The following is a 21,313-nucleotide window of genomic DNA, read 5'->3' on the forward strand; positions in this document are numbered from 1 at the left end:
GGCTGCTGCCGGTTGGCGGCGAATGAGCCGTATTGCGTGGCTTGCGTTGCTTTACGGTTTCGCGTTGTCGGTAGGTGCTTGTCGCGGTTGTCGTCCTCCCCGGCGTGTGTGCCGGTTGTTCATGAGGACGTGCCCGAACCCTAAATGGTTCATGCCTGGAAGGGAACGTGATGTTTGCTTCACTCCATCGAGCGATCGAACATCCATGCGACTCTGCACTAGGCTGAAGAAGCGCGAGGGTGGCGTTGCATCGGCTCTACCAGGCCTCGGTACCCTCAGACCGGCTAACGAGCCAGCCCTGCGCACGATCGGGCAAGACCAGAAATTCAGCGAGGAGCGAACTGCGTGACCGCCGACACGTCCGTGCCTTCCAGCGCGCTGCTGACCGGAGCAGACCGGGACGGCTCCAACTACACCGCGCGGCACCTGCTCGTCCTTGAGGGGCTCGAGGCCGTCCGCAAGCGTCCCGGCATGTACATCGGGTCCACCGACAGCCGCGGCCTGATGCACTGCCTCTGGGAGATCATCGACAACTCCGTCGACGAGGCCCTGGGCGGCTACTGCGACCACATCGAGGTCGTCCTGCACGAGGACGGCTCCGTCGAGGTCAAGGACAACGGCCGCGGCATCCCCGTCGACGTCGAGCCGAAGACCGGCCTGTCCGGCGTCGAGGTCGTCATGACCAAGCTGCACGCGGGCGGCAAGTTCGGCGGCGGGTCGTACGCGGCCTCCGGCGGCCTGCACGGCGTGGGTGCCTCCGTGGTGAACGCGCTCTCCGCCCGCCTCGACGTCGAGGTGGACCGGAACGGGTCCACCCACGCCATCAGCTTCCGCCGCGGCGTGCCGGGCCTCTTCACCGAGCAGGGCCCCGACGCCCCCTTCGACCCGGCCAACGGCCTGGTCAAGGGCAAGCGCGTGCCCAAGACCCGCACCGGCACCCGCATCCGCTACTGGGCCGACCGCCAGATCTTCCTCAAGGACGCCCGGCTCGCGCTGGAGAACCTCTACCAGCGCGCCCGCCAGACCGCCTTCCTCGTGCCGGGCCTGACCATCGTGGTCCGCGACGAGCGGGCCATCGACGGCGCCGGCAAGACCGAGGAGGTCTTCCGGTTCGACGGCGGCATCAGCGAGTTCTGCGAGTTCCTCACCCAGGACAAGCCCGTCTCCGACGTGCTGCGACTGACCGGCCAGGGCACCTTCAAGGAGACCGTCCCGGTCCTCGACGAGCGCGGCCACATGACCCCCACGGAGGTCACCCGCGAGCTCGGCGTGGACATCGCCCTGCGCTGGGGCACCGGGTACGACAGCACGGTCCGGTCCTTCGTCAACATCATCGCCACGCCCAAGGGCGGCACCCACGTCTCCGGCTTCGAGCGTGCCATCGCCAAGACGGTCAACGAGGTCCTGCGCGCCACCAAGCTGCTGCGCGTCGCCGAGGACGACGTCGTCAAGGACGACGCCATGGAGGGCCTGACCGCGGTCGTGACCGTCCGACTGGCCGAGCCGCAGTTCGAGGGCCAGACCAAGGAGGTGCTCGGCACCTCCGCCGCCGCCCGGATCGTGGCCGCCGTGGTCGCCAAGGAGCTCAAGGCCTTCCTGACCTCCACCAAGCGCGACGACAAGCAGCAGGCCCGCGCGGTGCTGGAGAAGGTCGTCGCGGCCGCCCGCACCCGCATCGCCGCCCGCCAGCACAAGGAGGCCCAGCGCCGCAAGACGGCCCTGGAGTCCTCCTCGCTGCCCGCCAAGCTGGCCGACTGCCGCAGCGACGACGTCGACCGCAGCGAGCTGTTCATCGTCGAGGGAGACTCCGCGCTCGGCACCGCGAAGCTGGCCCGCAACTCCGAGTTCCAGGCGCTCCTGCCCATCCGCGGCAAGATCCTCAACGTCCAGAAGTCGTCCGTCTCGGACATGCTGAAGAACGCCGAGTGCGGCGCGATCATCCAGGTCATAGGGGCCGGCTCGGGCCGCACCTTCGACATCGACGCGGCCCGCTACGGCAAGGTCATCATGATGACCGACGCCGACGTCGACGGCTCCCACATCCGCACCCTGCTGCTGACCCTCTTCCAGCGCTACATGCGCCCGATGGTCGAGGCGGGCCGCGTCTTCGCCGCCGTACCGCCGCTGCACCGGATCGAGCTGGTCCAGCCCAAGAGGGGCCAGGACAAGTACGTGTACACGTACTCGGACAACGAGCTGCGCCAGACGCTGCTCGAGTACCAGCGCAAGGGCATCCGCTACAAGGACTCGATCCAGCGGTACAAGGGCCTCGGCGAGATGGACGCCGACCAGCTCGCGGAGACCACCATGGACCCGCGGCACCGCACGCTGCGCCGGATCAACATCGGCGACCTGGACGCCGCCGAGCAGGTCTTCGACCTGCTGATGGGCAACGAGGTGGCCCCGCGCAAGGAGTTCATCACCAGCTCCGCGGCCACGCTGGACCGCTCGCGCATCGACGCCTGACCCCGACCGGCCGGTGTCCCGGCTCTGCTCACCCGTCACCTGATGGGGTGAACAGAACCGGGACATCAGTCCGGAAAGCACCCCCTCCGCACATCCTTGTGGGCACGCGGCCAAGGCCGCCGCGGACAAGGAGAGTTCGGTGGACAAGCACGACCGCCGCGATGCCGGAACGATCCGGCTCGACGACCCCTGGTACGACGCGCTGGCCGCCGGCTGGGGGGAGGGCGAGGACCCGGGCGCGGCCGTCGACCCCGGACCCGGCGCCGCCGAGCCCGCCGGGACCCCGGCCCGGCCCGCCTCGGCGGCCGAGATCTACCGCGAGGTCCAGGCCAGCGCGGCCTTCCAGGAGGTGCGCGGACGCTACCGCCGCTTCGTCGTCCCCGGCGCCGCCGGGTTCCTCACCTGGTACGTGGCCTACGTCGTGGCCGCGACCGCGGCACCGGACCTGATGGCCCGACCGGTGGTCGGGGCGGTGAACGTGGCACTGCTGGCCGGCCTCGGCCAGTTCCTCTCCACCTTCGTGCTGACCTGGGCGTACGCCCGGCACGCCCGGCTCCGCCGGGACAGTGCGGCGCTCGACCTGCGGTGGACGGTGTTCGAGCAGGCGCGCAGCGGCGAGCGCGCGGCCCGTGCCGGCGGCCCGTCGGTGCGCACCGCGGAGCAGGGAGGGCAGGGCGGGCGCGGCGCGCGCGGCGCGCGCGGCAGGCACGGCGGGCACGGCAGGCTGGGCGGGCCCGGCGCGCACCGCGGCGGAGCCGAGGGGGCCGGCCGGTGAGCGACCAGACCCTCGCCCTCGTCCTGTTCAGCCTCTTCGTCGCGGCCACCCTCGCGATCACCACCTGGGTCAGCCGCAACCGACACGGCTCCGCCGAGGAGTTCTACGCCGGCGGCCGGCTCTTCTCGCCGCTGGAGAACGGTTTCGCCATCGCCGGCGACTACATGTCCGCCGCCTCCTTCCTCGGCATCTCCGGCCTGATCGCCCTCTACGGCTACGACGGCCTGCTCTACTCGGTCGGCTTCCTCGTGGCCTGGCTCGTCGTGCTGTTCCTCGTCGCCGAACTGGTCCGCAACTGCGGCCGGTTCACCCTCGCCGACGTGGTCGCCGCCCGGATGCGCGAGCGCCCCGTCCGCATCGCCGCCGGCACCTCGTCCGTCGCCGTCTCCGTGCTCTACCTGGTGGCCCAGATGGTCGGCGCGGGCAGCCTCGTCGCCCTGCTCCTCGGCGGCACCAGCGGCGCCGCCCGCGCCTGGACCGTGATCGGCGTCGGGGCGCTGATGGTGGTCTACGTGTCCTTCGGCGGCATGCGCGCCACCACGTGGATCCAGATCGTCAAGGCCGTCCTCCTGATGGGCGGGGCGATCGTCCTCACCGTGCTCGTCCTCGTCCGCTTCCACGGCGACGTCAACGCGCTCCTGCTCACCGCGGCCGACCGCAGTGGCCACGGCCGCGCCTTCCTCGGCCCCGGCCTGAAGTACGGCAGCGGCTGGACCGCCCGCCTCGACTTCATCAGCCTCGGCCTCGCGCTCGTCCTCGGCACCGGCGGCCTGCCGCACATCCTGTGCCGCTTCTTCACCGTGCCCACCGCCCGGGCCGCCCGCCGCTCCGTCGTCTGGGCCATCGCCCTGATCGGCGGCTTCTACCTGATGACCATCGTGCTGGGCTTCGGCGCGGCCGCGCTCGTCGGACCCGAGAGCGTCAAGGCCTCCAACGCCTCCGGCAACACGGCCGTACCGCTGCTCGCCAAGTTCCTCGGGGGCGAGGGCATGGGCGGGACGCTGTTGTTCTCCTTCGTCGCCGCGGTCGCCTTTGCCACCATCCTCGCCGTGGTCGCCGGCATCACCCTGGCCTCCTCGGCGTCCGTGGCCCACGACCTGTACGCCTCGCTCAGGCGGCGCCGGGCCAAGCAGCGCAGCGAGGTGACGGTGGCCCGGACCGCGGCCGTCGGCATCGGCGTGGTCGCCATCGGCCTTGGGCTGATCGCCCAGGACCTCAACGTGGCGTTCCTGGTCGGCCTCGCCTTCGCCGTCGCCGCTTCCGCCAACCTGCCGGTGCTGCTGTACTCGCTGTTCTGGCGGGGGTTCACCACGCGGGGCGCGGTCTGGTCGGTGTACGGCGGACTGGTCCCGGCCGTCGTCCTGGTGGTCCTCTCGCCGGTGGTGTCGGGCAGCCCCGACTCGCTCTTCCCCTGGCTGGACCTGCAGTACTTCCCGCTCCAGAACCCCGGCATCGTCTCGATCCCGCTCGGCTTCCTGGCCGGCTGGCTGGGCACGGTCACCTCGCCGGACAGCGCGGACGACGACGCGTACGCCGAGACCGAGGTCCGCTCGCTGACGGGGGCGGGGGCCGTGTGAGGTCGTGGTGCGGCGTGGCGGGAGTCGGGGCCGGGTGACCTTGCGCCGGGGCCGGGGCCGGGTGGGCCCGTGCCGTGGCGGTGCGGCTCAGCCGCCCCCGGTCGCGGCGGGCACCCACGCGTAGCGGTGCTCCGGCCGGCCCGTCTCGCCGTACCGCAGGCTCAGCCGGACCCGCCCGCCGCGCTCCAGGAGCTTCAGGTAGCGCTGGGCGGTCTGGCGGCTCAGGCCGGCGCGCTCGGCGACCTCCTGCGCAGACAGGGCCCCGCCGTCCGCCATCAGGACCCGGCGGACCAGTTCGGCGGTCGTGGGGGAGTGTCCCTTGGGCAGGTCGACCGGGGCGGCCGCGGCGGCCAGTGCGCCGAAGATCCGGTCCACCTCGGCCTGTTCGGCCTCGCCGCCCGCCGCGAGCGTACGGCGCAGTCCCGCGTACGCCTCCAGCTTCGAGCGCAGCCCGGCGAAGGTGAACGGCTTCACCAGGTACTGCAGGGCGCCCAGCCGCATCGCCGACTGCACCGTGGCCAGGTCCCGGGCCGCCGTGACCATGATCACGTCGGCGTGGTGGCCCCGCTCGCGCAGCCGCCGCACCAGGTCGAGGCCGTTCTCGTCGGGCAGGTAGTGGTCGAGCAGGACCAGGTCCACGGGGTGCGCCCCGACGAACGCCAGCGCGGCCGCCGCCGTGGGGGCCTGCCCGACGACCCGGAAGCCGGGGACCTTGGCCACGTAGGCGGCGTTGACGCGGGCCACCCGCGGGTCGTCGTCGACGACCAGAACGTCCACCGGGGCGGGGGCAGGGGCGGGTACGGGTACGGGGCCGGTCATCGCAGGGCCTCCGGGAGCAGGACCGAGAACTCCGCGCCGCCGTCCGGGGCCCCGGCCACCCGGGCCGTGCCGCCCTGCCGCTGCGCGAGCCGCCGTACGAGCGCCAGCCCGAGGCCGCGCGGAGCGCCGTGCGGCGGGGCCTCCTTGGTCGACCAGCCCTCCGTGAAGACCTCCTCGCGCCGGTCGGCGGGAACGCCGGGTCCGGTGTCGCGGACGGCCACCTCCACCGCGCGGTCCCGGGCCCGCAGGTCCACCTCGACCCGGGCCGCGGGCCGGCCGGCGACCGCGTCGAGGGCGTTGTCCACCAGGTTCCCCACGATGGTGACGAGTCCGCCCGGGTCCACCAGGCGGTCCGGGAGGGACGTGGCGGGGGACAGCGTCAGGGCCGCGCCGCGCTCGGCCGCGACCGTCGCCTTGCCCACCAGCAGGGCGGCGAGGAGCGGGTCGTGGACCTTCTCGGTGATCTGCTCGGCGGTGGCCCGGTGCACACCGACGGCTTCGGTGACGAACGCCGACGCCTCGTCGTGCAGGCCGAGCTCCAGCAGGCCGAGGAGCGTGTGCAGGTGGTTGGCGTGCTCGTGGTCCTGGGCGCGCAGGGCGTCGATCAGACCGCGGGTGGAGTCGAGTTCGCGCCCCAGCCGGTCCAGCTCCGTGCGGTCCCGCAGGGTGGCGACGGCCCCGCCGTCCTCCGTGGGCATGCGGTTGGCGACCAGCACCCGTGTCCCCTGGACGGTGAGCAGGTCGGTGCCGGTGACGCGGCCGGCCAGTACGTCGGTGGTGCGGCCAGCGCCCAGCACTTCGTCCAGCGGGCGCTCGGTGTCCGCGTCGGTGAGGCCGAGCAGGCGCTGCGCCTCGTCGTTGACCAGCCGGATCCGGCCCTCCGCGTCCAGCGCCACCACGCCCTCGCGGATGGAGTGCAGCATCGCCTCGCGCTCGGCCAGCAGCGCGGTGATGTCGGAGAAGGCCAGGTCCCGGGTGCGGCGCTGGATCCGACGGGAGATCAGGTACGCGGCGAGCGCGCCGGCCGCCAGCGCCCCGCCGGCGTACGCGAGCAGGCCCGGGATCGCGCCGAGCAGCCGGTCGCGGACGCTGTCGTACGCGATGCCGACGGAGACCGCACCGACGATGGCGCCGCGCGCGTCGCGCAGCGGGACCTTGCCCCGGGCGGAGCGGCCGAGGGTGCCGTCGTCGATCTCCATCACCTCGTGGCCGGCGAGGGCCTCGGTGGGGTCGGTGGAGACGTGCCCGCCGATGCGGGAACGGCTGGGGTGCGAGCGGCGGATGCCGTTGCGGTCGAGGACGACGACGTACTCGGCGCCGGTGGCCCGGCGGATCCGCTCGGCGGCCTCCTGGACGGGGCCGTTGGGGGTGGCGGGGGTGGTCAGCAGGTCGGCGGCCAGGCGGGGGTCGGCGGCTGCGCCCTGGGCGATCGCCAGGGCGCGGCGCATGGCCTGGTCGTCGAGCTGGTGGCCGAGCGGGGCGAGGAAGAGACCGGTGGCGAGGACGGTGACCCCGGTGGCGACGGCCAGCTGGATCAGGAGCACCTGGGAGAAGACGCGGCGCGGCAGCCGGGGGCGGGGCCTCCGGCGGCGGGGGGCGGGGCGGCCCGCCGGGCCGGTGCGCTGTGCGGTGCTCATGACGTGCCACGGTAGGTCGGCTTCGGGGGATCCGGTACGCCTGGTCGGTCACGGTTCGGGGTGGGGGTGGCTGGGGTGGGGGTGGCTCGGGTGGGGGCGGATGACGTCAGGGCAGCGGCTGGGGTGGGCGGGGGCCCACGTACTGGCCGCTGGGGCGCATGCGGAGCGGGCGTTCGCCGTACTCCTCCAGGACGTGGGCGATCCAGCCGGCGGTGCGGGCCACCGCGAAGACGGTCTCGCCGGCCTCCACCGGCATGCCGTAGGACACCGTCAGCACCGACAGCGCCAGGTCCACGTTGGCGTGCAGCCCCCGTCCCTGCCGGGCGGTCACCGCCACCACGTCGCGGGCCGCGGCCAGCGCCGGCCCCGCCTGCGGCAGGTCCGCCAGGCGCGCGAAGAGGGCCGTCGCGCGCGGGTCCTCGCCCGCGTAGAGCCGGTGCCCCAGTCCCGGCACGCGGCGCCCCGAGCGCAGGTGGTCGGCCACCACGGGGGCGGCTCCGCCGCGTTCCATGACCTCCAGCAGCATGCGGTGGGCCAACGGGCCGGCCGCGCCGTGCAGGGGCCCGTCGAGGGCGCCGAGGCCCGCGGACACGCAGGCGTACGGGTGGGCGTGGGCCGAGGCGGCGACCCGTACGGCCAGCGTCGAGGCGGCCAGGTCGTGGTCGGTCAGCAGGGCGAGCGCCAGGTCGAGGGCGCCGACCGGGTCGGTGTCCGGCGGTAGCGCGGTCAGCCGGGTCCACAGGCGCCGGGCCAGCCGGCCCTCGCCCCGGTGCTCCTGCCCTGCCGCGGGCAGGGCCTCGACCAGCGTCGGGATGAGCGAGCGGGCCGTGCCCAGCACCGCCTCCGGCGACAGGTCGAAGCGCAGCGGGTCGGCCGCCGCGGCGGCGGCCGTGGCCACCCGCAGCCGGTCCACGGGCCCGCTGTGCTCGGGGAGCGCGGCCACCGCCCGGCGGGCGGCCGCCAGCAGTTCCGGCGGGGCGGTGAACCGCGCCCCGCGCGGGAGCCGGCCGGTCCACAGCCACTCGGCGACCTCCTCGTACCGGTGGCGCGAGGCCAGGGCGACCGCGTCCACGCCGCGGAACCAGTACCGGTCCGCCTCGATGAGCGTCAGGCCCGTCCGTACGGTCAGCTCGCCGGGCGGGGTCGCGGCCTCGCGCCGGGTGCGCCGGGCCAGCGCGGACACCTCGGCGGCGTCGAACGTGCTGCCCCGGCCGGTGGGTTCGCGGCGGGAGGCCAGCAGACCGCGGCTGACGTACGCGTACACGGTCGCGGGCTTCACGCCGAGCAGTTCGGCGGCCTGGCGGGTGGTGAGCCGGCCCTCCGGGGCCGCCGCGGGATCGGTCATGCAGCCACCCTACAGACCTCTGCATATGTTGATTGAATCAATATTGACATGGATGGAGTCAAGCATGGATGGTCGAGTCATGGACAACACCGCAACCGCCACGAGCGTCGAGGTGCCCCGCGGACTCGCCGGCGTCGTCGTGACCGACACCGCCCTGGGTGACGTCCGGGGCCGCGAGGGCTTCTACCACTACCGCCAGTACTCCGCCGTCGAGCTCGCCGAACGGCGCTCGTTCGAGGACGTCTGGTACCTGATGTTCCGCGGCGCCCTCCCGGACCGGGACCGCAGCGCCGCGTTCGCCGCCGAGATCGCCCCGCTGCGGCACCTGCCCGCCGAGGTCCGCGACGCCCTGCCCGCCCTGGCCCGGGCCACCGCGCTCTCCGGCCCGCTCGCCGGGCTGCGCACCGCCCTGTCCCTGCTGGGCGCGGCGGCCGGCTTCCGGCCCGTGTACGACCTCGAGCCCGAGCGCCGGGCGGCCGACGCGCTGGCCGCGTGTGCCGCCGTACCCACGCTGCTCACGGCGCTGCACCGGCTCGGGCAGGGCCTGGAACCGGTCGAGCCGCGCGACGACCTGCCGTACGCGGCCAACTACCTGTACATGTTGACCGGGCGGGAGGCCGGGCCGGCCGAGGTGCGCGCGGTCGAGCGGTACCTGATCTCGACCATCGACCACGGCTTCAACGCCTCCACCTTCACCGGCCGGGTCATCGCCTCCACCGGCGCGGACGTCGTCGCCTGCCTGACCGGTGCGATCGGCGCGCTCTCCGGGCCGCTGCACGGCGGTGCGCCCAGTCGCGCGCTGGACACGCTCGACGCCATCGGGAGCACCGACCGCATCGACGGCTGGATCCGGGAGCGGGTGCTCGCCGGCGACCGGATCATGGGCTTCGGCCACCCCGTCTACCGCACGGAGGACCCGCGCTCGCGGATGCTGCGGGAGATCGCCCGCGAGTTCGGGGGGCCGCTCGTCGACTTCGCGGTGGAGGTGGAGGCCCGGGTCGAGGCGATCCTGGCGGAGCTCAAGCCGGGGCGGGAGCTGCACACGAACGTGGAGTTCTACGCGGGGGTGGTCATGGAGCTGTGCGGACTGCCGCGGGAGATGTTCACGCCGACGTTCTGCGTGGCGCGGGTGGTCGGGTGGAGCGCCAACGTGTTGGAGCAGGCCGTGGACTCGAAGATCATCCGGCCGGCGGCGCGGTACTCGGGGCCGACTCCGCCGCAGGTGGTGCCGGTGGTGGGGTGAGGTAGCGCGTGAGGGTGTGGGTGCCTTCGCCACGGGGCGGGTTCTGTCGTGGGCCGGTGTCGGGGCTTGCTCTCGCTTCGTAGGGCCGCCCCGTGGTGTGTGGGTCCCCTCGCCGCTTGACTTCCCGTGGCCTGCGGGCCCTGCGGCAGGCCCACCCCTGGGGCTTCGGGGGCTCCGCCCCTGGCCTTCGGCCACCCCAGGCCCGGGCCCGCCTCCGGACCAGCCTGCCACGGGAAGTCAAGCGGCTGCCCCACACACCACGGGGCGGCCCGCCGTGGCTCTGACTGACTACCATCGGTCGGCGTGAGCAGCAGCCAGCCCATCCCCGTCGTCCTCCTCACCGGCTTCCTCGGTTCCGGTAAGACCACCCTCCTCAACCACCTGCTCCGGAGCAGCCGCGGCACCCGGATCGGGGTCGTGGTCAACGACTTCGGCTCGATCGAGATCGACAGCATGTCGGTGGCCGGGCAGGTGGGCGACTCGATGGTCTCCCTCGGCGGGGGCTGCCTGTGCTGTGCGGTGGACGGCAGCGAGCTCGACGCGTACCTGGAGAAGCTGTCCCGGCCCGAGCACGGCATCGACGTCATCGTGATCGAGGCGAGCGGGCTGGCGGAGCCGCAGGAGCTGGTCCGCATGCTGCTGGCCAGCGAGAACCCGGCCGTCCGGTACGGCGGCACGGTCGAGGTGGTCGACGCGGCCGAGTTCGACGCCACCCGGGCCCGGCACCCGGAGACCGACCGGCACCTGGCCGTGGCCGACCTCGTCGTGCTCAACAAGGCCGACCGGGTCGGGGAAGCCGAACTGGCGCGCGTCGAGGGCGTGCTGGCCGGGCTGTGCCCGGGGGTGCCGGTGGTGGCGGCCGACCACGGGCGGATCGAGCCGGAGCTGCTCTTCGACCGCGTGGAGTGGAGCGAGACGCGCGGCCAGCTCTCGTTCGAGGACCTGCTCGCCGAGGCGGCCGGGCACCATGACGCGTGCGGCGGGACGCACGGGGCGCACCTGCACGCCGCCTACGACAGCGTCGGGTTCGTCTCGGAGCAGGCCCTCAGCCCGCGCCGTTTCATGGACTTCCTCGACGGCAGGCCGGCGGGGCTGTACCGCATCAAGGGGTTCGTCTACTTCGGCGTACCCGGGCACCAGGAGAAGTACGAGATCCACGCCGTGGGGCGCTACCTGCGGTTCGCCCGGCACCCCTGGGGCCGCGACGAGCCCCGGGTCACCCGGCTCGTCCTGATCGGGTCGGGCACGGACGGCGAGGCCCTCGCGCGGGCTCTGGAGGGCTGCCGCGAGCCCGCCCCGCACCGGGCGGGTCCGGAGACCATGTGGGGGGTCCTGCGGTACGTGCCCGAGCTCGCCGCGGCCGCAGCGGCCGGCGCCGGCCGGGACGACTCCGACGAGCTGGAGTAGCGCCTGCGGCCGGCCGGTGCCCAGGCCCTAGGCGACGTCGATGCCGAAGTCGGCCAGCAGTTCCGCCAGGCCGCCGCGGTAGCCCTTGCCGCCGATGACGAAGTCCCAGTCGTCGTTGCCGCGGTGCCGGAAGGAGCCGAGCACCAGCGCGGTCTCGCCCGGGCGGCCGTCGGAGACGTCCAGCCGACCCTGTTCCGCGCCCGCGGCGTCCAGCAGCCTGATGTGCGCGTCCGTGAACCCGGCGAGGTCGGTGGAGCGGGGGTCGTCGGGATCCACCGCGGCGACGAGCACGACCCGGTCGGCGCGGCTCGGCAGTGCCTCGAACGCCACCTCCAGGGCCGCCTTGTCCGGCGCCGGGACGGTCCGCGTGCGCACGGAGCCGTCCGGGGTCCGGTCGTTGTTGAAGAAGACGAACCAGTCGTCCCCGAGGGCCCGGTTCCCGGTGCAGACGAGCGCGCAGACGTCGAGCTGGACCGCTCCGGACCAGTTCATGCCCAGGACGTTGTGGGTGGGCGGGCCCCCGGCGGCCGTCGGCGGGGCAGCCGGAGGGCCGGATGCCGCCGGGTCGCCCAGCCGGCCGCGCAGGCCGTGGCGGTGCAGGAGGTCGACGAGATCCGGGCCGGACACCAGCTCCAGGGGCTTGCCCTCGGCGAACGCGTGCGAGCTCGGCCCGAACCGGGACGTGGTCACCAGGACGCCCTTGTTCGCCCCGCAGCTCTGCACCGTGCCGTAGAGGTCGCGCACCGCGGACGGGTTCACGGTGTTGCGGTAGCGCTTGACCTGCACGACGATCCGGCCGCCGCGGATGGGGGTCGGGTCGACGGCCTCGACGTCGACCCCGCCGTCGTTCGACCGCTGGGTGGTCACCGCCTCCATCCCCATCGCCCGGAAGAGGGCGGCCACCAGGTGCTCGAACTCGATCGGATCCATCGCGTACAGGTCGGGTTCCGGTCCGCCGCTGTCCGGTCCGTGGGCGACCACCGCGGCGCCGACCGCTTCCGGCGTCCGGCCCGGGCGTACGGCGACCAGCTGGTCGGGCTTGGTCGACAGCTGCCCGCGCAGGCCCTCCACCAGGCAGTCCACCGGGCTGACCTGGGCCAGGTGGAGGCCCGCGAAGGTGGAGCGGGTGGTCGTGACCGTGGCCACCACCACCTCCGACCGCCGTCCCGTCACCGGGTCGTGGTCGTCCACGAAACCGTTGACGACCACGGAGTCCAGGACGCCGTACTCGTCCGCCGCGAAGAGCGTGTGCGGCACCAGCAGCACGCACTGCGCCAGCGTGCCGCGGTACAGGGCCCGGCGCTGGGTGACCGGCCGGGCGGTCTCCCTCTCCTGGTCCACCGACGGGAGGTACTTGACCAGCTTGGCTTCGGGCACCACGTCGTAGCGCGGCAGCTCCCAGGAGACGACGAGCTGGCGGGCGGCGGCGTCGTAGGCCGCCGTGAGGCGCCGGGGCAGCTCGGCGGGCCAGGCCGTGGCGGCGTACAGGGCCGCGGAGAAGTACTCCACCACCGCGTCGGGGTCGCCGGTACGCAGGGCCGCCACCGTCCCGGCGAGGCCGTCGTTGTGCCGCCTGATCTCGGCCAGCTGGGCCGCCGCCCACCGGTCGTACTGCGCGCGGTAGTCCGCCAGCCGGCGCTGCCGGTCGGCCTCGGCGGCCTGCGCGGCGTGCCAGGCCTGCGTGTAGCGGGCGTGCGCCTCCTCCTGGGCCCGGCGCCCGCTGCCCAGCGACCACCCGCCGGACGGGGCCTGGAAGGCCTGCGGGTCGGGCATCGGTATCGGTCGGGCCAGCGCGCCGGGCGCGAAGGGCTCCACCTGCTCCGCCCGCCGCATGGCCGACATCCGGAACGCCGGCGCGCGGCAGCCGGCGGCCAGCAGGCCCTCCAGCGCGGCGACCTCGGCATCGAGCTCCTCCGTGCGGCGCCGCGCCTCGGCCTCGCGGTACTGCCGGTGTGCCGCCTGTTGCTCCCGGCGGCTGCGGGCCAGGTCCCGCTCGTGGGCCCGTTGGCGCCGCTCCGCCTCGCGCTGCTGCACCAACTGGGCCTGATGGAGTTGGTGCTGTGCCTCGGCCCAGGTTGCGAAGACCCCGTTGCCCCGACGGCTCATGCGCTGCGCCTTTCCCCCCGCATTCAGTTCTTCGCCGACTTTAGTTGAGGCTCGGACGGGGTTGGCCCGATTCGGGGCATCCCTTCCGGGTGCCCGACCGGGGCGTCCGCCGGGTGCGCCGACGCCCCCGGCCGTGGTGGCCGGGGGCGTCGGGACGGGCGCGCGGCGGGGGTTACAGCGGGGCGCCCGCGATCGCCGCGACCGGGCTGTCGAGGGGCGTGCCCGAGCCGTCGCGGCGCGGGTCCGGGTCCGGCAGGGCGACCGGGCCGCCGTTGGCCGAGGCGGCGCGGAGCGGGGCCGCACCGGCCCAGGCGAAGACCAGCTTGTCCTCGCCCTTGAGGAAGCGCTGGCAGCGCACGCCGCCGGTGGCCCGGCCCTTGCGCGGGTACTGGTCGAACGGCGTCAGCTTGGCCGTCGAACCCGAGTCGTCGAGCGTGTCCTGCGAGCCGGCCACCGAGAAGACGTACGCCTCCGCCGCCGGGTCCACCGCCGAGAAGTGGATGACCCGGGCGCCCTCGGCCAGCTTGATGCCGGCCATGCCGCCCGCCGGGCGGCCCTGCGGGCGGACCTGGCCCGCCGGGTAGCGCAGCAGCTGTGCGTCGTCCGTGAGGAAGACCAGGTCCTCCTCGCCGGTGCGCAGCTCCACCGCGCCCACGATCCGGTCGCCCTCCTTGAGGGTGATGACCTCCAGCTCCTCCTTGTTCGCCGGGTAGTCCGGCACGACGCGCTTGACCACGCCCTGCTCGGTGCCCAGCGCCAGTCCGGCCGAGGCCTCGTCCAGCGTCGTCAGGCACACCACCTGCTCGTCCGTCTCGAGGGAGAGGAACTCCGACAGCGGTGCGCCGCCGGCCAGGGTCGGCGCCGCGTGCGTGTCCGGCAGCTGCGGCAGGTCGATCACCGCCACCCGCAGCAGGCGGCCCGCCGAGGTGACGGCGCCGACCTCGGCGCGGGCCGTGGCCAGCACCGACGAGACGACCGCGTCGTGCTTGGCGCGCTTGCCGTCGCCCTCCGGCAGCGGGTCCCCGGTGACCGTACGGGCCAGCAGGCCGGTCGAGGACAGCAGCACCCGGCACGGGTCGTCCGCGACCTCGAGCGGGACCGCCGACACGGGGGCGCCCGCCGACTCCAGCAGGACCGTGCGCCGGTCCGTGCCGAACTTCTTGGCCACCGCGGCCAGTTCGGTGGAGACCAGCTTGCGCAGCTCCGTGTCCGACTCGAGGATCTTCGTCAGCTCCTCGATCTCGGCCTTCAGCCGGTCGCGCTCCGACTCCAGCTCCAGGCGGTCGAACTTGGTGAGCCGGCGCAGCGGGGTGTCGAGGATGTACTGCGTCTGCACCTCGCTCAGCGAGAAGCGCTCCATCAGGCGCTCCTTCGCCTGCGCGGAGTTCTCGCTGGAGCGGATCAGCCGGATGACCTCGTCGATGTCGATCAGGGCCACCAGCAGGCCCTCGACCAGGTGCAGCCGGTCGCGGCGCTTGCCGCGGCGGAACTCGCTGCGCCGGCGGACCACGTCGAAGCGGTGGTCGAGGTAGACCTCCAGCAGCTCCTTGAGGCCCAGCGTGAGCGGCTGGCCGTCGACCAGCGCCACGTTGTTGATGCCGAAGGACTCCTCCATCGGCGTGAGCTTGTACAGCTGCTCCAGGACGGCCTCGGGGTGGAAGCCGTTCTTGATCTCGATGACCAGGCGCAGGCCGTGCGCGCGGTCGGTGAGGTCCTTGACGTCCGCGATGCCCTGCAGCTTCTTCGAGCCGACCAGGTCCTTGATCTTCGCGATGACCTTCTCGGGGCCGACCGTGAACGGCAGCTCCGTGACGACCAGGCCCTTGCGGCGGGCCGTGACGTCCTCGACCGCCACCGTGGCGCGGATCTTGAAGGTGCCGCGGCCGGACTCGTACGCGTCCTTGATGCCCTGCAGGCCCACGATGCGGCCGCCGGTCGGCAGGTCGGGACCCGGGACGAAGCGCATCAGCGCCTCCAGGTCCGCGTTCGGGTACCGGATCAGGTGGCGGGCGGCCGCGACGACCTCGCCCAGGTTGTGCGGCGGCATGTTGGTCGCCATGCCGACCGCGATTCCCTGGGCGCCGTTGACCAGCAGGTTCGGGTACGCCGCCGGCAGCGCGACGGGCTCGCGCTCCTGGCCGTCGTAGTTCGGCGTGAAGTCGACCGTGTCCTCGTCGATCGACTCGGTCATCAGGCTCGTGGCGTCGGCCATGCGGCACTCGGTGTAGCGCATGGCGGCCGGCGGGTCGTCGTTGCCGAGCGAGCCGAAGTTGCCGTGGCCGTCGACCAGCGGCACGCGCATCGAGAAGGGCTGGGCCATGCGCACCAGCGCGTCGTAGATGGACGCGTCTCCGTGCGGGTGGAGCTTGCCCATGACCTCGCCGACGACGCGGGCGCACTTGACGTACCCGCGGTCGGGGCGCAGGCCCATCTCGTTCATCTGGTAGACGATCCGGCGGTGCACCGGCTTCAGGCCGTCGCGCGCGTCCGGCAGGGCCCGCGAGTAGATCACCGAGTAGGCGTACTCAAGGAAGGAGCCCTGCATTTCGTCGACGACGTCGATGTCGAGGATCCTCTCCTCGAAATCCTCCGGCGGCGGGGTCTTCGTGCTGCGGCGGGCCATCGCGCTGCGGCTCCTCGTGATCCGGGATGGGGGTCTGACGGCGTCCATTGTGGACCGATGCACTGACAACCCTGACGCCGACCCGGGTCAGGCGGGAACTTCTCCGCCCGGTCCCGCGCTTGCATACAGTGGCAGGACTCTCTCTCTTGCGATCGAAGGGATCACATGCCCATGGGTCACACGGCCACCGCGCAGGCCGCTTCCGGCGGCCTGACAGCGACCGAGCACCGGCTGGCCAACGGCCTCCGCGTGGTGCTGTCCGAGGACCACCTGACCCCGGTCGCCGCGGTCTGCCTGTGGTACGACGTCGGTTCGCGCCACGAGGTCAAGGGGCGCACCGGCCTGGCTCACCTCTTCGAGCACCTGATGTTCCAGGGCTCGGCGAACGTCCCGGGCAACGGCCACTTCGAACTGGTGCAGGGGGCCGGCGGCTCGCTCAACGGCACCACCAGCTTCGAGCGCACCAACTACTTCGAGACCATGCCGACCCACCAGCTGGAGCTCGCCCTCTGGCTGGAGGCGGACCGGATGGGCTCCCTGCTGCAGGCCCTGGACGACGAGTCCATGGAGAACCAGCGGGACGTCGTGAAGAACGAGCGCCGCCAGCGCTACGACAACGTCCCGTACGGAACGGCCTTCGAGCGCCTCGTGGCCCTGGCCTACCCCGAGGGCCACCCGTACCACCACACCCCGATCGGCTCGATGGCCGACCTGGACGCCGCCTCCCTCGAGGACGCCCGGACGTTCTTCCGCACGTACTACGCGCCGAACAACGCCGTCCTGTCGGTCGTCGGCGACATCGACCCCGAGCAGACCCTCGCGTGGATCGAGAAGTACTTCGGGACCATCCCCGCGCACGACGGCAAGCAGCCGCCGCGCGACGGCACGCTGCCGGACGTCATGGGCGGCCAGCAGCGCGTGGAGATCACCGAGGAGGTGCCGGCCCGTGCCCTGATGGCGGCCTACCGCCTCCCGCACGACGGTGGTCGCGAGTGCGACGCGGCCGACCTGGCCCTGACCATCCTCGGCGGCGGCGAGTCCTCCCGCCTGCACAACCGTCTGGTCCGCCGCGACCAGACCGCGGTCGCCGCCGGCTTCGGCCTGCTGCGGCTGGCCGGCGCGCCGTCCCTCGGCTGGCTGGACGTGAAGACCTCCGGCGGCGTCGAGGTGCCGGCCATCGAGGCCGCCGTCGACGAGGAGCTCGCCCGCTTCGCCGCCGAGGGCCCGACCTCGGAGGAGATGGAGCGCGCCCAGGCCCAGCTGGAGCGCGAGTGGCTGGACCGGCTGGGCACGGTGGCCGGCCGCGCCGACGAACTGTGCCGGTACGCCGTCCTGTTCGGCGACCCGCAGCTCGCCCTGACCGCCGTCGGCCGCGTCCTGGACGTCACGCCGGAGGAGGTGCAGGCCGTGGCCGCCGCCCGGCTGCGCCCGGACAACCGCGCGGTCCTCGTGTACGAGCCGCTGACCGCCGCGGCCGCCGATGAAGACGGTGCCGTCGCCGCGGACGGTGCCGAGAACGATGCCGAAGGGGCAGACCAGTGAGCGCCGACGTCGCCTCCGCGATGACCTTCCACCCGCAGCCCCGGCCGGGCGAGGCCCGACCGTGGGCGTTCCCCGCCCCCGAGCGCGGCACCCTGGACAACGGGCTGACCGTGCTGCGCTGCCACCGCCCCGGCCAGCAGGTGGTGGCCGTCGAGATCATCCTCGACGCCCCGCTGGAGGCCGAGCCCGCGGGCCTGGACGGCGTGGCCACGATCATGGCCCGGGCGCTGTCGGAGGGCACCGACAAGCACTCCGCGGAGGAGTTCGCCGCCGAGCTGGAGCGCTGCGGCGCCACCCTGGACGCGCACGCCGACCACCCTGCCGTCCGCGTGTCGCTGGAGGTGCCGGTCTCCCGCCTGGCGAAGGCCCTCGGCCTGCTGGCCGAGGCCCTGCGCGCCCCCGCCTTCGCCGACAGCGAGGTGGACCGCCTGGTGCGCAACCGGCTCGACGAGATCCCGCACGAGCAGGCCAACCCGCAGCGCCGGGCCGCCAAGGAGCTCTCCAAGCAGCTCTTCCCGGCCGACCTGCGCGCCTCCCGCCCGCGCCAGGGCACCGAGGAGACCGTGGCCCGGATCGACTCCGCGGCCGTACGCGCCTTCTACGAGGCCCACGTACGCCCCGCCACGGCCACCGCGGTCGTGGTGGGCGACCTGGCCGGCACCGACCTCGACGAGGTCCTGGCCGACACCCTGGGCGGCTGGACCGGCAGTGCGGCCGTGGTGCACCCGGTCACCCCGATCACCGCGGACGACACCGGGCGGGTCGTCATCGTCGATCGTCCCGGTGCCGTGCAGACGCAGCTGCTGATCGGCCGGATCGGCCCCGACCGGCACGACCGCGTCTGGCCCGCCCAGGTGCTCGGCACGTACTGCCTCGGCGGCACCCTGACCTCCCGGCTGGACCGCGTCCTGCGCGAGGAGAAGGGCTACACGTACGGCGTGCGCTCCTTCGGCCAGGTGCTGCGCTCGACGGCCGCCGGCACCGGCGCCGCGATGCTCGCCATCAGCGGCTCGGTCGACACCCCGAACACCGGGCCGGCGCTGGACGACCTCTGGAAGGTCCTGCGCACGCTGGCGGAGGGCGGTCTGACCGACGCCGAGCGCGACGTGGCCGTGCAGAACCTGGTGGGCGTGGCCCCGTTGAAGTTCGAGACCGCGGCGGCCGTGGCCGGCACCCTGGCCGACCAGGTCGAGCAGGAGCTTCCGGACGACTTCCAGGCGCAGTTGTACGCCCGGCTCGCCGAAACCGGCACCGTGGAGGCCACGTCGGCCGTCGTGAGCGCCTTCCCGGTGGACCGCCTGGTGACGGTGCTCGTGGGCGACGCGTCCCAGATCGCGGAGCCGGTGCGGGCGTTGGGCATCGGCGAGGTGACGGTGGTCACCAACTGACGCTCCGACACGGGAGAGTTGGAAGCCCCGTGTCGCAGGGCCCTGGCGGTTCGTCCGCCAGGGCCCTTCTTGTCGCCTCTTGTCCGTTTCTGATGGGGTGATGGCCGTAATGCCCAGTGGCGTAGGCCACAAAAGGCCGTGACCATTTGGTGATTGTCCGAAGATCCGCCTAGCGTCGGTCCCGCTGTCCGTCAGCGCAAGCGCCGCAAACCGCGGCACCGGACAGCGATCGCCGAGTCCCCGTCAGGCGCGAGCCTGGGGAGCCGGGGACCCACACGTCCCCTGGGGTGAATCGGACCGCCTCGCCAGAGGTGGCCCGTAGGAGACCTTCCTGCTCCGAACCCGTCAGCTAACCCGGTAGGCGAGAGGGAAGGAAAGGAACAGCCTCTTCATGGCGTTCGGCAGTCGTGGCACCGGCAAGCACCGCGGTCCCAGCCGCATGACCCGCAAGAGCGCGAACGTGGCCGGCATAGCCGCCCTCGCGACCACCGGTGTCGTCGGTTCGCTGGCCGGTCCGGCCTTCGCGGCCACGGACACCCACTCGCAGGGCCCCGAGGACACCGGCCTGAACGCCGTGGTCGTCGCCGACGAGGTCTCCGGCCAGATCGAGGCCCAGGCCGAGGCCCAGCAGGCCGCCGCCGAGATCGCCGCCGCCAAGGCCAAGGCCGAGGCCGACGCGCAGGCCCGTGCCGCCGAGGCCAAGGCGAAGGCCGAGGCCCGTGCCAAGGCCGAGCGCGAGGCCAAGGAGCGCGCCGAGCGCGAGGCCGAGCGCAAGCGCCTGAACACGTACGTCGCCCCCGTCTCGCAGTCGTACGTCAGTACCCAGTACATGTCCGGTGGTGGCATGTGGTCCTCCGGCCACCACACCGGCATCGACTTCCACGCCGCCTCCGGCACCTCGGTGCACGCGGTGGGCGTCGGCGTCGTCGTCGAGGCCGGCTGGGGCGGCGCGTACGGCAACAACATCGTCATCAAGATGCACGACGGCACGTACACCCAGTACGGCCACCTCTCCTCGATCCAGGTCCACGTCGGCCAGACGGTCGTCCCCGGCCAGCAGATCGGCCTCTCCGGCTCCACCGGCAACTCCAGCGGCCCGCACCTGCACTTCGAGGCCCGGACGTCGCCGGAGTACGGCTCGGACATCGACCCGGTCGCGTACCTGCGCTCGCACGGCGTCGGCCTCTGAGGCTCCGCCCCCCGAACACTTCCGAAGGCCCCGGCTCCTCGAGCCGGGGCCTTCGTGCGTCAGGGTCCCGGGCACCCTGTCCAGGGCTGCTCGATGGCCCGCCCCCACCCGGTCCGCCCCGTGGTGTGTGGGGGAGGTGCTTGAGCCGGTGTGGCAGGCGGGCCCGGGCCTGGGGTGGCCGAAGGCCAGGGGCGGAGCCCCCGAAGCCCCAGGGGTGGGCCTGCCGCAGGGCCTGCAGGCCACACCGGCTCAAGCAGCGAGGGGACCCACACGCCACGGGGCGCCCCCGCGAAGCCACGCCGCTGCCGCTGCCGCAGCCTTGGCCCCCGTCGCCGGACCCGCGCAAAAACGTTCCCCGATTTCCCGGCTCCGCTCCGGAATTCCGGTGTTCTGCAATAGAGTCGCAGGACACCTTTCCATGTCATGCGCCCCTGATCACGAATCGGGAAGATGAAAGCGGAGGTCCGGTCATGCGCATTCCCGCGCACGCGGTGTGCACCGCAATCCGCGACGACATCGTCAGCGGTGTCTTCGAGCGCGGCGGCAGACTCACCGAGGACCTCCTCGCCCGCCGCTACGGCGTCTCCCGCGTCCCCGTCCGGGAGGCGCTGCGCACCCTGGAGTCCGAGGGCTTCGTGGTCACCCGGCGGCACGCCGGTGCGTGCGTGGCCGAGCCCACCGACCAGGAGGCCGCCGACGTGCTGGAGATGCGCGCCCTGCTGGAGCCGCTGGGTGCCGCCCGGGCGGCCCAGCGCCGCACCGACGCGCACCTGAAGGTCCTGCGCGGCCTGGTCCGGCTCGGCCAGGAACGGGCCCGCCGCGGCGAGGGCGAGGACCTGCGGTCCCTGGGCGCCTGGTTCCACGAGACGCTGGCCCAGGCCTCCGGCAGCGCCGCGCTGGTCGCCCAGTTGACCCAGCTGCGGCACAAGATCGCGTGGATGTACGACGTGGCGGCCCCGGTTCGCCCCGCGGAGTCGTGGGCCGAGCACGGCGCCCTCGTGGACGCGGTGGCGCGCGGGGACGCCGAGCGGGCGCGGACCCTGAGCGCCGCGCACATGGTGCGGGCCGCCGCCGCGCACCGGCTGCGGCGGCCGGTGGGCGCGGATCGTGTGAGGGGTTCGCAACCTGCCGTAAACACCGCGAGCGGCCGCATTTAACGGGCGCCGTATACAAAGGACGGATATCGGTCCGCACAT

General features: G+C 73.5%; 14 protein-coding genes and 1 riboswitch. Of the genes, 9 read left to right on the forward strand and 5 right to left on the reverse strand.

Features of this window, described 5'->3' with window-relative positions; translation table 11 throughout:
* The first annotated feature begins 345 nt into the window (after nucleotides 1–345).
* From ACIQCH_RS06185 to ACIQCH_RS06195, 3 genes are all read left to right on the forward strand, one after another.
* A complete protein-coding gene (locus ACIQCH_RS06185; RefSeq protein WP_402578447.1) occupies nucleotides 346–2,466 on the forward strand; it encodes a type IIA DNA topoisomerase subunit B in 2,121 nt (706 codons plus the stop codon).
* Nucleotides 2,467–2,605: 139 nt separating this feature from the next.
* Complete coding sequence (locus tag ACIQCH_RS06190; protein WP_402578449.1) at nucleotides 2,606–3,241, forward strand: DUF485 domain-containing protein; 636 nt, start codon at nucleotides 2,606–2,608, stop codon at nucleotides 3,239–3,241.
* Nucleotides 3,238–4,818: a cation acetate symporter gene (locus ACIQCH_RS06195; protein WP_402578451.1), complete on the forward strand. Its 1,581-nt coding sequence runs from the start codon at nucleotides 3,238–3,240 to the stop codon at nucleotides 4,816–4,818. Before ACIQCH_RS06190 ends, ACIQCH_RS06195 begins: the two co-directional genes overlap by 4 nt.
* Before the next feature lie 87 nt (nucleotides 4,819–4,905).
* On the opposite strand, the gene ACIQCH_RS06200 is transcribed toward ACIQCH_RS06195, so the two are convergent.
* The 3 genes from ACIQCH_RS06200 to ACIQCH_RS06210 form a co-directional block, all read right to left on the reverse strand.
* Nucleotides 4,906–5,637 (reverse strand): response regulator, encoded by a 732-nt coding sequence (locus ACIQCH_RS06200; protein WP_402578453.1) that lies wholly within the window; start codon nucleotides 5,635–5,637, stop codon nucleotides 4,906–4,908.
* Complete coding sequence (locus tag ACIQCH_RS06205) at nucleotides 5,634–7,274, reverse strand: ATP-binding protein (RefSeq protein ID WP_402578455.1); 1,641 nt, start codon at nucleotides 7,272–7,274, stop codon at nucleotides 5,634–5,636. Before ACIQCH_RS06205 ends, ACIQCH_RS06200 begins: the two co-directional genes overlap by 4 nt.
* Nucleotides 7,275–7,380: 106 nt before the next feature.
* On the reverse strand, nucleotides 7,381–8,619 hold the full coding sequence (locus ACIQCH_RS06210; RefSeq protein WP_402578457.1) for a citrate synthase: 1,239 nt from the start codon (nucleotides 8,617–8,619) through the stop codon (nucleotides 7,381–7,383).
* 79 nt (nucleotides 8,620–8,698) lie between these two features.
* On the opposite strand from ACIQCH_RS06210, the gene ACIQCH_RS06215 reads away from it, so the two are divergent.
* Nucleotides 8,699–9,862, forward strand: a complete 1,164-nt coding sequence (locus tag ACIQCH_RS06215; RefSeq protein ID WP_402578459.1) for a citrate synthase — start codon at nucleotides 8,699–8,701, stop codon at nucleotides 9,860–9,862.
* Between the two features lie 303 nt (nucleotides 9,863–10,165).
* On the forward strand, nucleotides 10,166–11,269 hold the full coding sequence (locus tag ACIQCH_RS06220) for a CobW family GTP-binding protein (RefSeq protein WP_402578461.1): 1,104 nt from the start codon (nucleotides 10,166–10,168) through the stop codon (nucleotides 11,267–11,269).
* A gap of 27 nt (nucleotides 11,270–11,296) precedes the next feature.
* Here the strand turns inward: ACIQCH_RS06220 and ACIQCH_RS06225 are convergent, their stop codons facing one another.
* Together ACIQCH_RS06225 and ACIQCH_RS06230 are read right to left on the reverse strand one after the other, a co-directional pair.
* A complete protein-coding gene (locus tag ACIQCH_RS06225) occupies nucleotides 11,297–13,375 on the reverse strand; it encodes a restriction endonuclease (protein ID WP_402578463.1) in 2,079 nt (692 codons plus the stop codon).
* Between the two features lie 172 nt (nucleotides 13,376–13,547).
* Entirely contained in the window at nucleotides 13,548–15,998 is a 2,451-nt protein-coding gene (locus ACIQCH_RS06230; protein WP_402578465.1) for a DNA topoisomerase (ATP-hydrolyzing) subunit A, read from the reverse strand.
* 171 nt (nucleotides 15,999–16,169) lie between these two features.
* On the opposite strand from ACIQCH_RS06230, the gene ACIQCH_RS06235 reads away from it, so the two are divergent.
* From ACIQCH_RS06235 to ACIQCH_RS06250, 4 genes are all read left to right on the forward strand, one after another.
* Nucleotides 16,170–17,540, forward strand: coding sequence for a M16 family metallopeptidase (locus tag ACIQCH_RS06235; protein ID WP_402578467.1), 1,371 nt, complete (start codon nucleotides 16,170–16,172; stop codon nucleotides 17,538–17,540).
* A 20-nt stretch (nucleotides 17,541–17,560) separates the two neighbouring features.
* Nucleotides 17,561–18,928, forward strand: coding sequence for a M16 family metallopeptidase (locus ACIQCH_RS06240; protein ID WP_402578686.1), 1,368 nt, complete (start codon nucleotides 17,561–17,563; stop codon nucleotides 18,926–18,928).
* 220 nt (nucleotides 18,929–19,148) lie between these two features.
* Nucleotides 19,149–19,307: riboswitch (cyclic di-AMP (ydaO/yuaA leader) on the forward strand.
* A 12-nt stretch (nucleotides 19,308–19,319) separates the two neighbouring features.
* Nucleotides 19,320–20,117, forward strand: a complete 798-nt coding sequence (locus ACIQCH_RS06245) for a M23 family metallopeptidase (protein ID WP_402578469.1) — start codon at nucleotides 19,320–19,322, stop codon at nucleotides 20,115–20,117.
* Between the two features lie 470 nt (nucleotides 20,118–20,587).
* Nucleotides 20,588–21,274: a GntR family transcriptional regulator gene (locus ACIQCH_RS06250; protein ID WP_402578471.1), complete on the forward strand. Its 687-nt coding sequence runs from the start codon at nucleotides 20,588–20,590 to the stop codon at nucleotides 21,272–21,274.
* The last annotated feature ends 39 nt before the right edge of the window (nucleotides 21,275–21,313 follow it).

The sequence above is a fragment of the Streptomyces sp. NPDC093225 genome (genome assembly GCF_044753805.1).
Taxonomy (GTDB): Bacteria; Actinomycetota; Actinomycetes; order Streptomycetales; family Streptomycetaceae; genus Streptomyces.

Coding starts and splice junctions, on each gene's coding strand:
- ACIQCH_RS06200 (WP_402578453.1), bottom strand. CDS start 5,637: ATGACCGGCCCCGTACCCGTACCCGCCCCTGCCCCCGCCCCGGTGGAC.
- ACIQCH_RS06205 (WP_402578455.1), bottom strand. CDS start 7,274: ATGAGCACCGCACAGCGCACCGGCCCGGCGGGCCGCCCCGCCCCCCGC.
- ACIQCH_RS06210 (WP_402578457.1), bottom strand. CDS start 8,619: ATGACCGATCCCGCGGCGGCCCCGGAGGGCCGGCTCACCACCCGCCAG.
- ACIQCH_RS06215 (WP_402578459.1), top strand. CDS start 8,699: ATGGACAACACCGCAACCGCCACGAGCGTCGAGGTGCCCCGCGGACTC.
- ACIQCH_RS06225 (WP_402578463.1), bottom strand. CDS start 13,375: ATGAGCCGTCGGGGCAACGGGGTCTTCGCAACCTGGGCCGAGGCACAG.
- ACIQCH_RS06230 (WP_402578465.1), bottom strand. CDS start 15,998: ATGGCCCGCCGCAGCACGAAGACCCCGCCGCCGGAGGATTTCGAGGAG.
- ACIQCH_RS06235 (WP_402578467.1), top strand. CDS start 16,170: ATGGGTCACACGGCCACCGCGCAGGCCGCTTCCGGCGGCCTGACAGCG.
- ACIQCH_RS06240 (WP_402578686.1), top strand. CDS start 17,561: ATGACCTTCCACCCGCAGCCCCGGCCGGGCGAGGCCCGACCGTGGGCG.
- ACIQCH_RS06245 (WP_402578469.1), top strand. CDS start 19,320: ATGGCGTTCGGCAGTCGTGGCACCGGCAAGCACCGCGGTCCCAGCCGC.
- ACIQCH_RS06250 (WP_402578471.1), top strand. CDS start 20,588: ATGCGCATTCCCGCGCACGCGGTGTGCACCGCAATCCGCGACGACATC.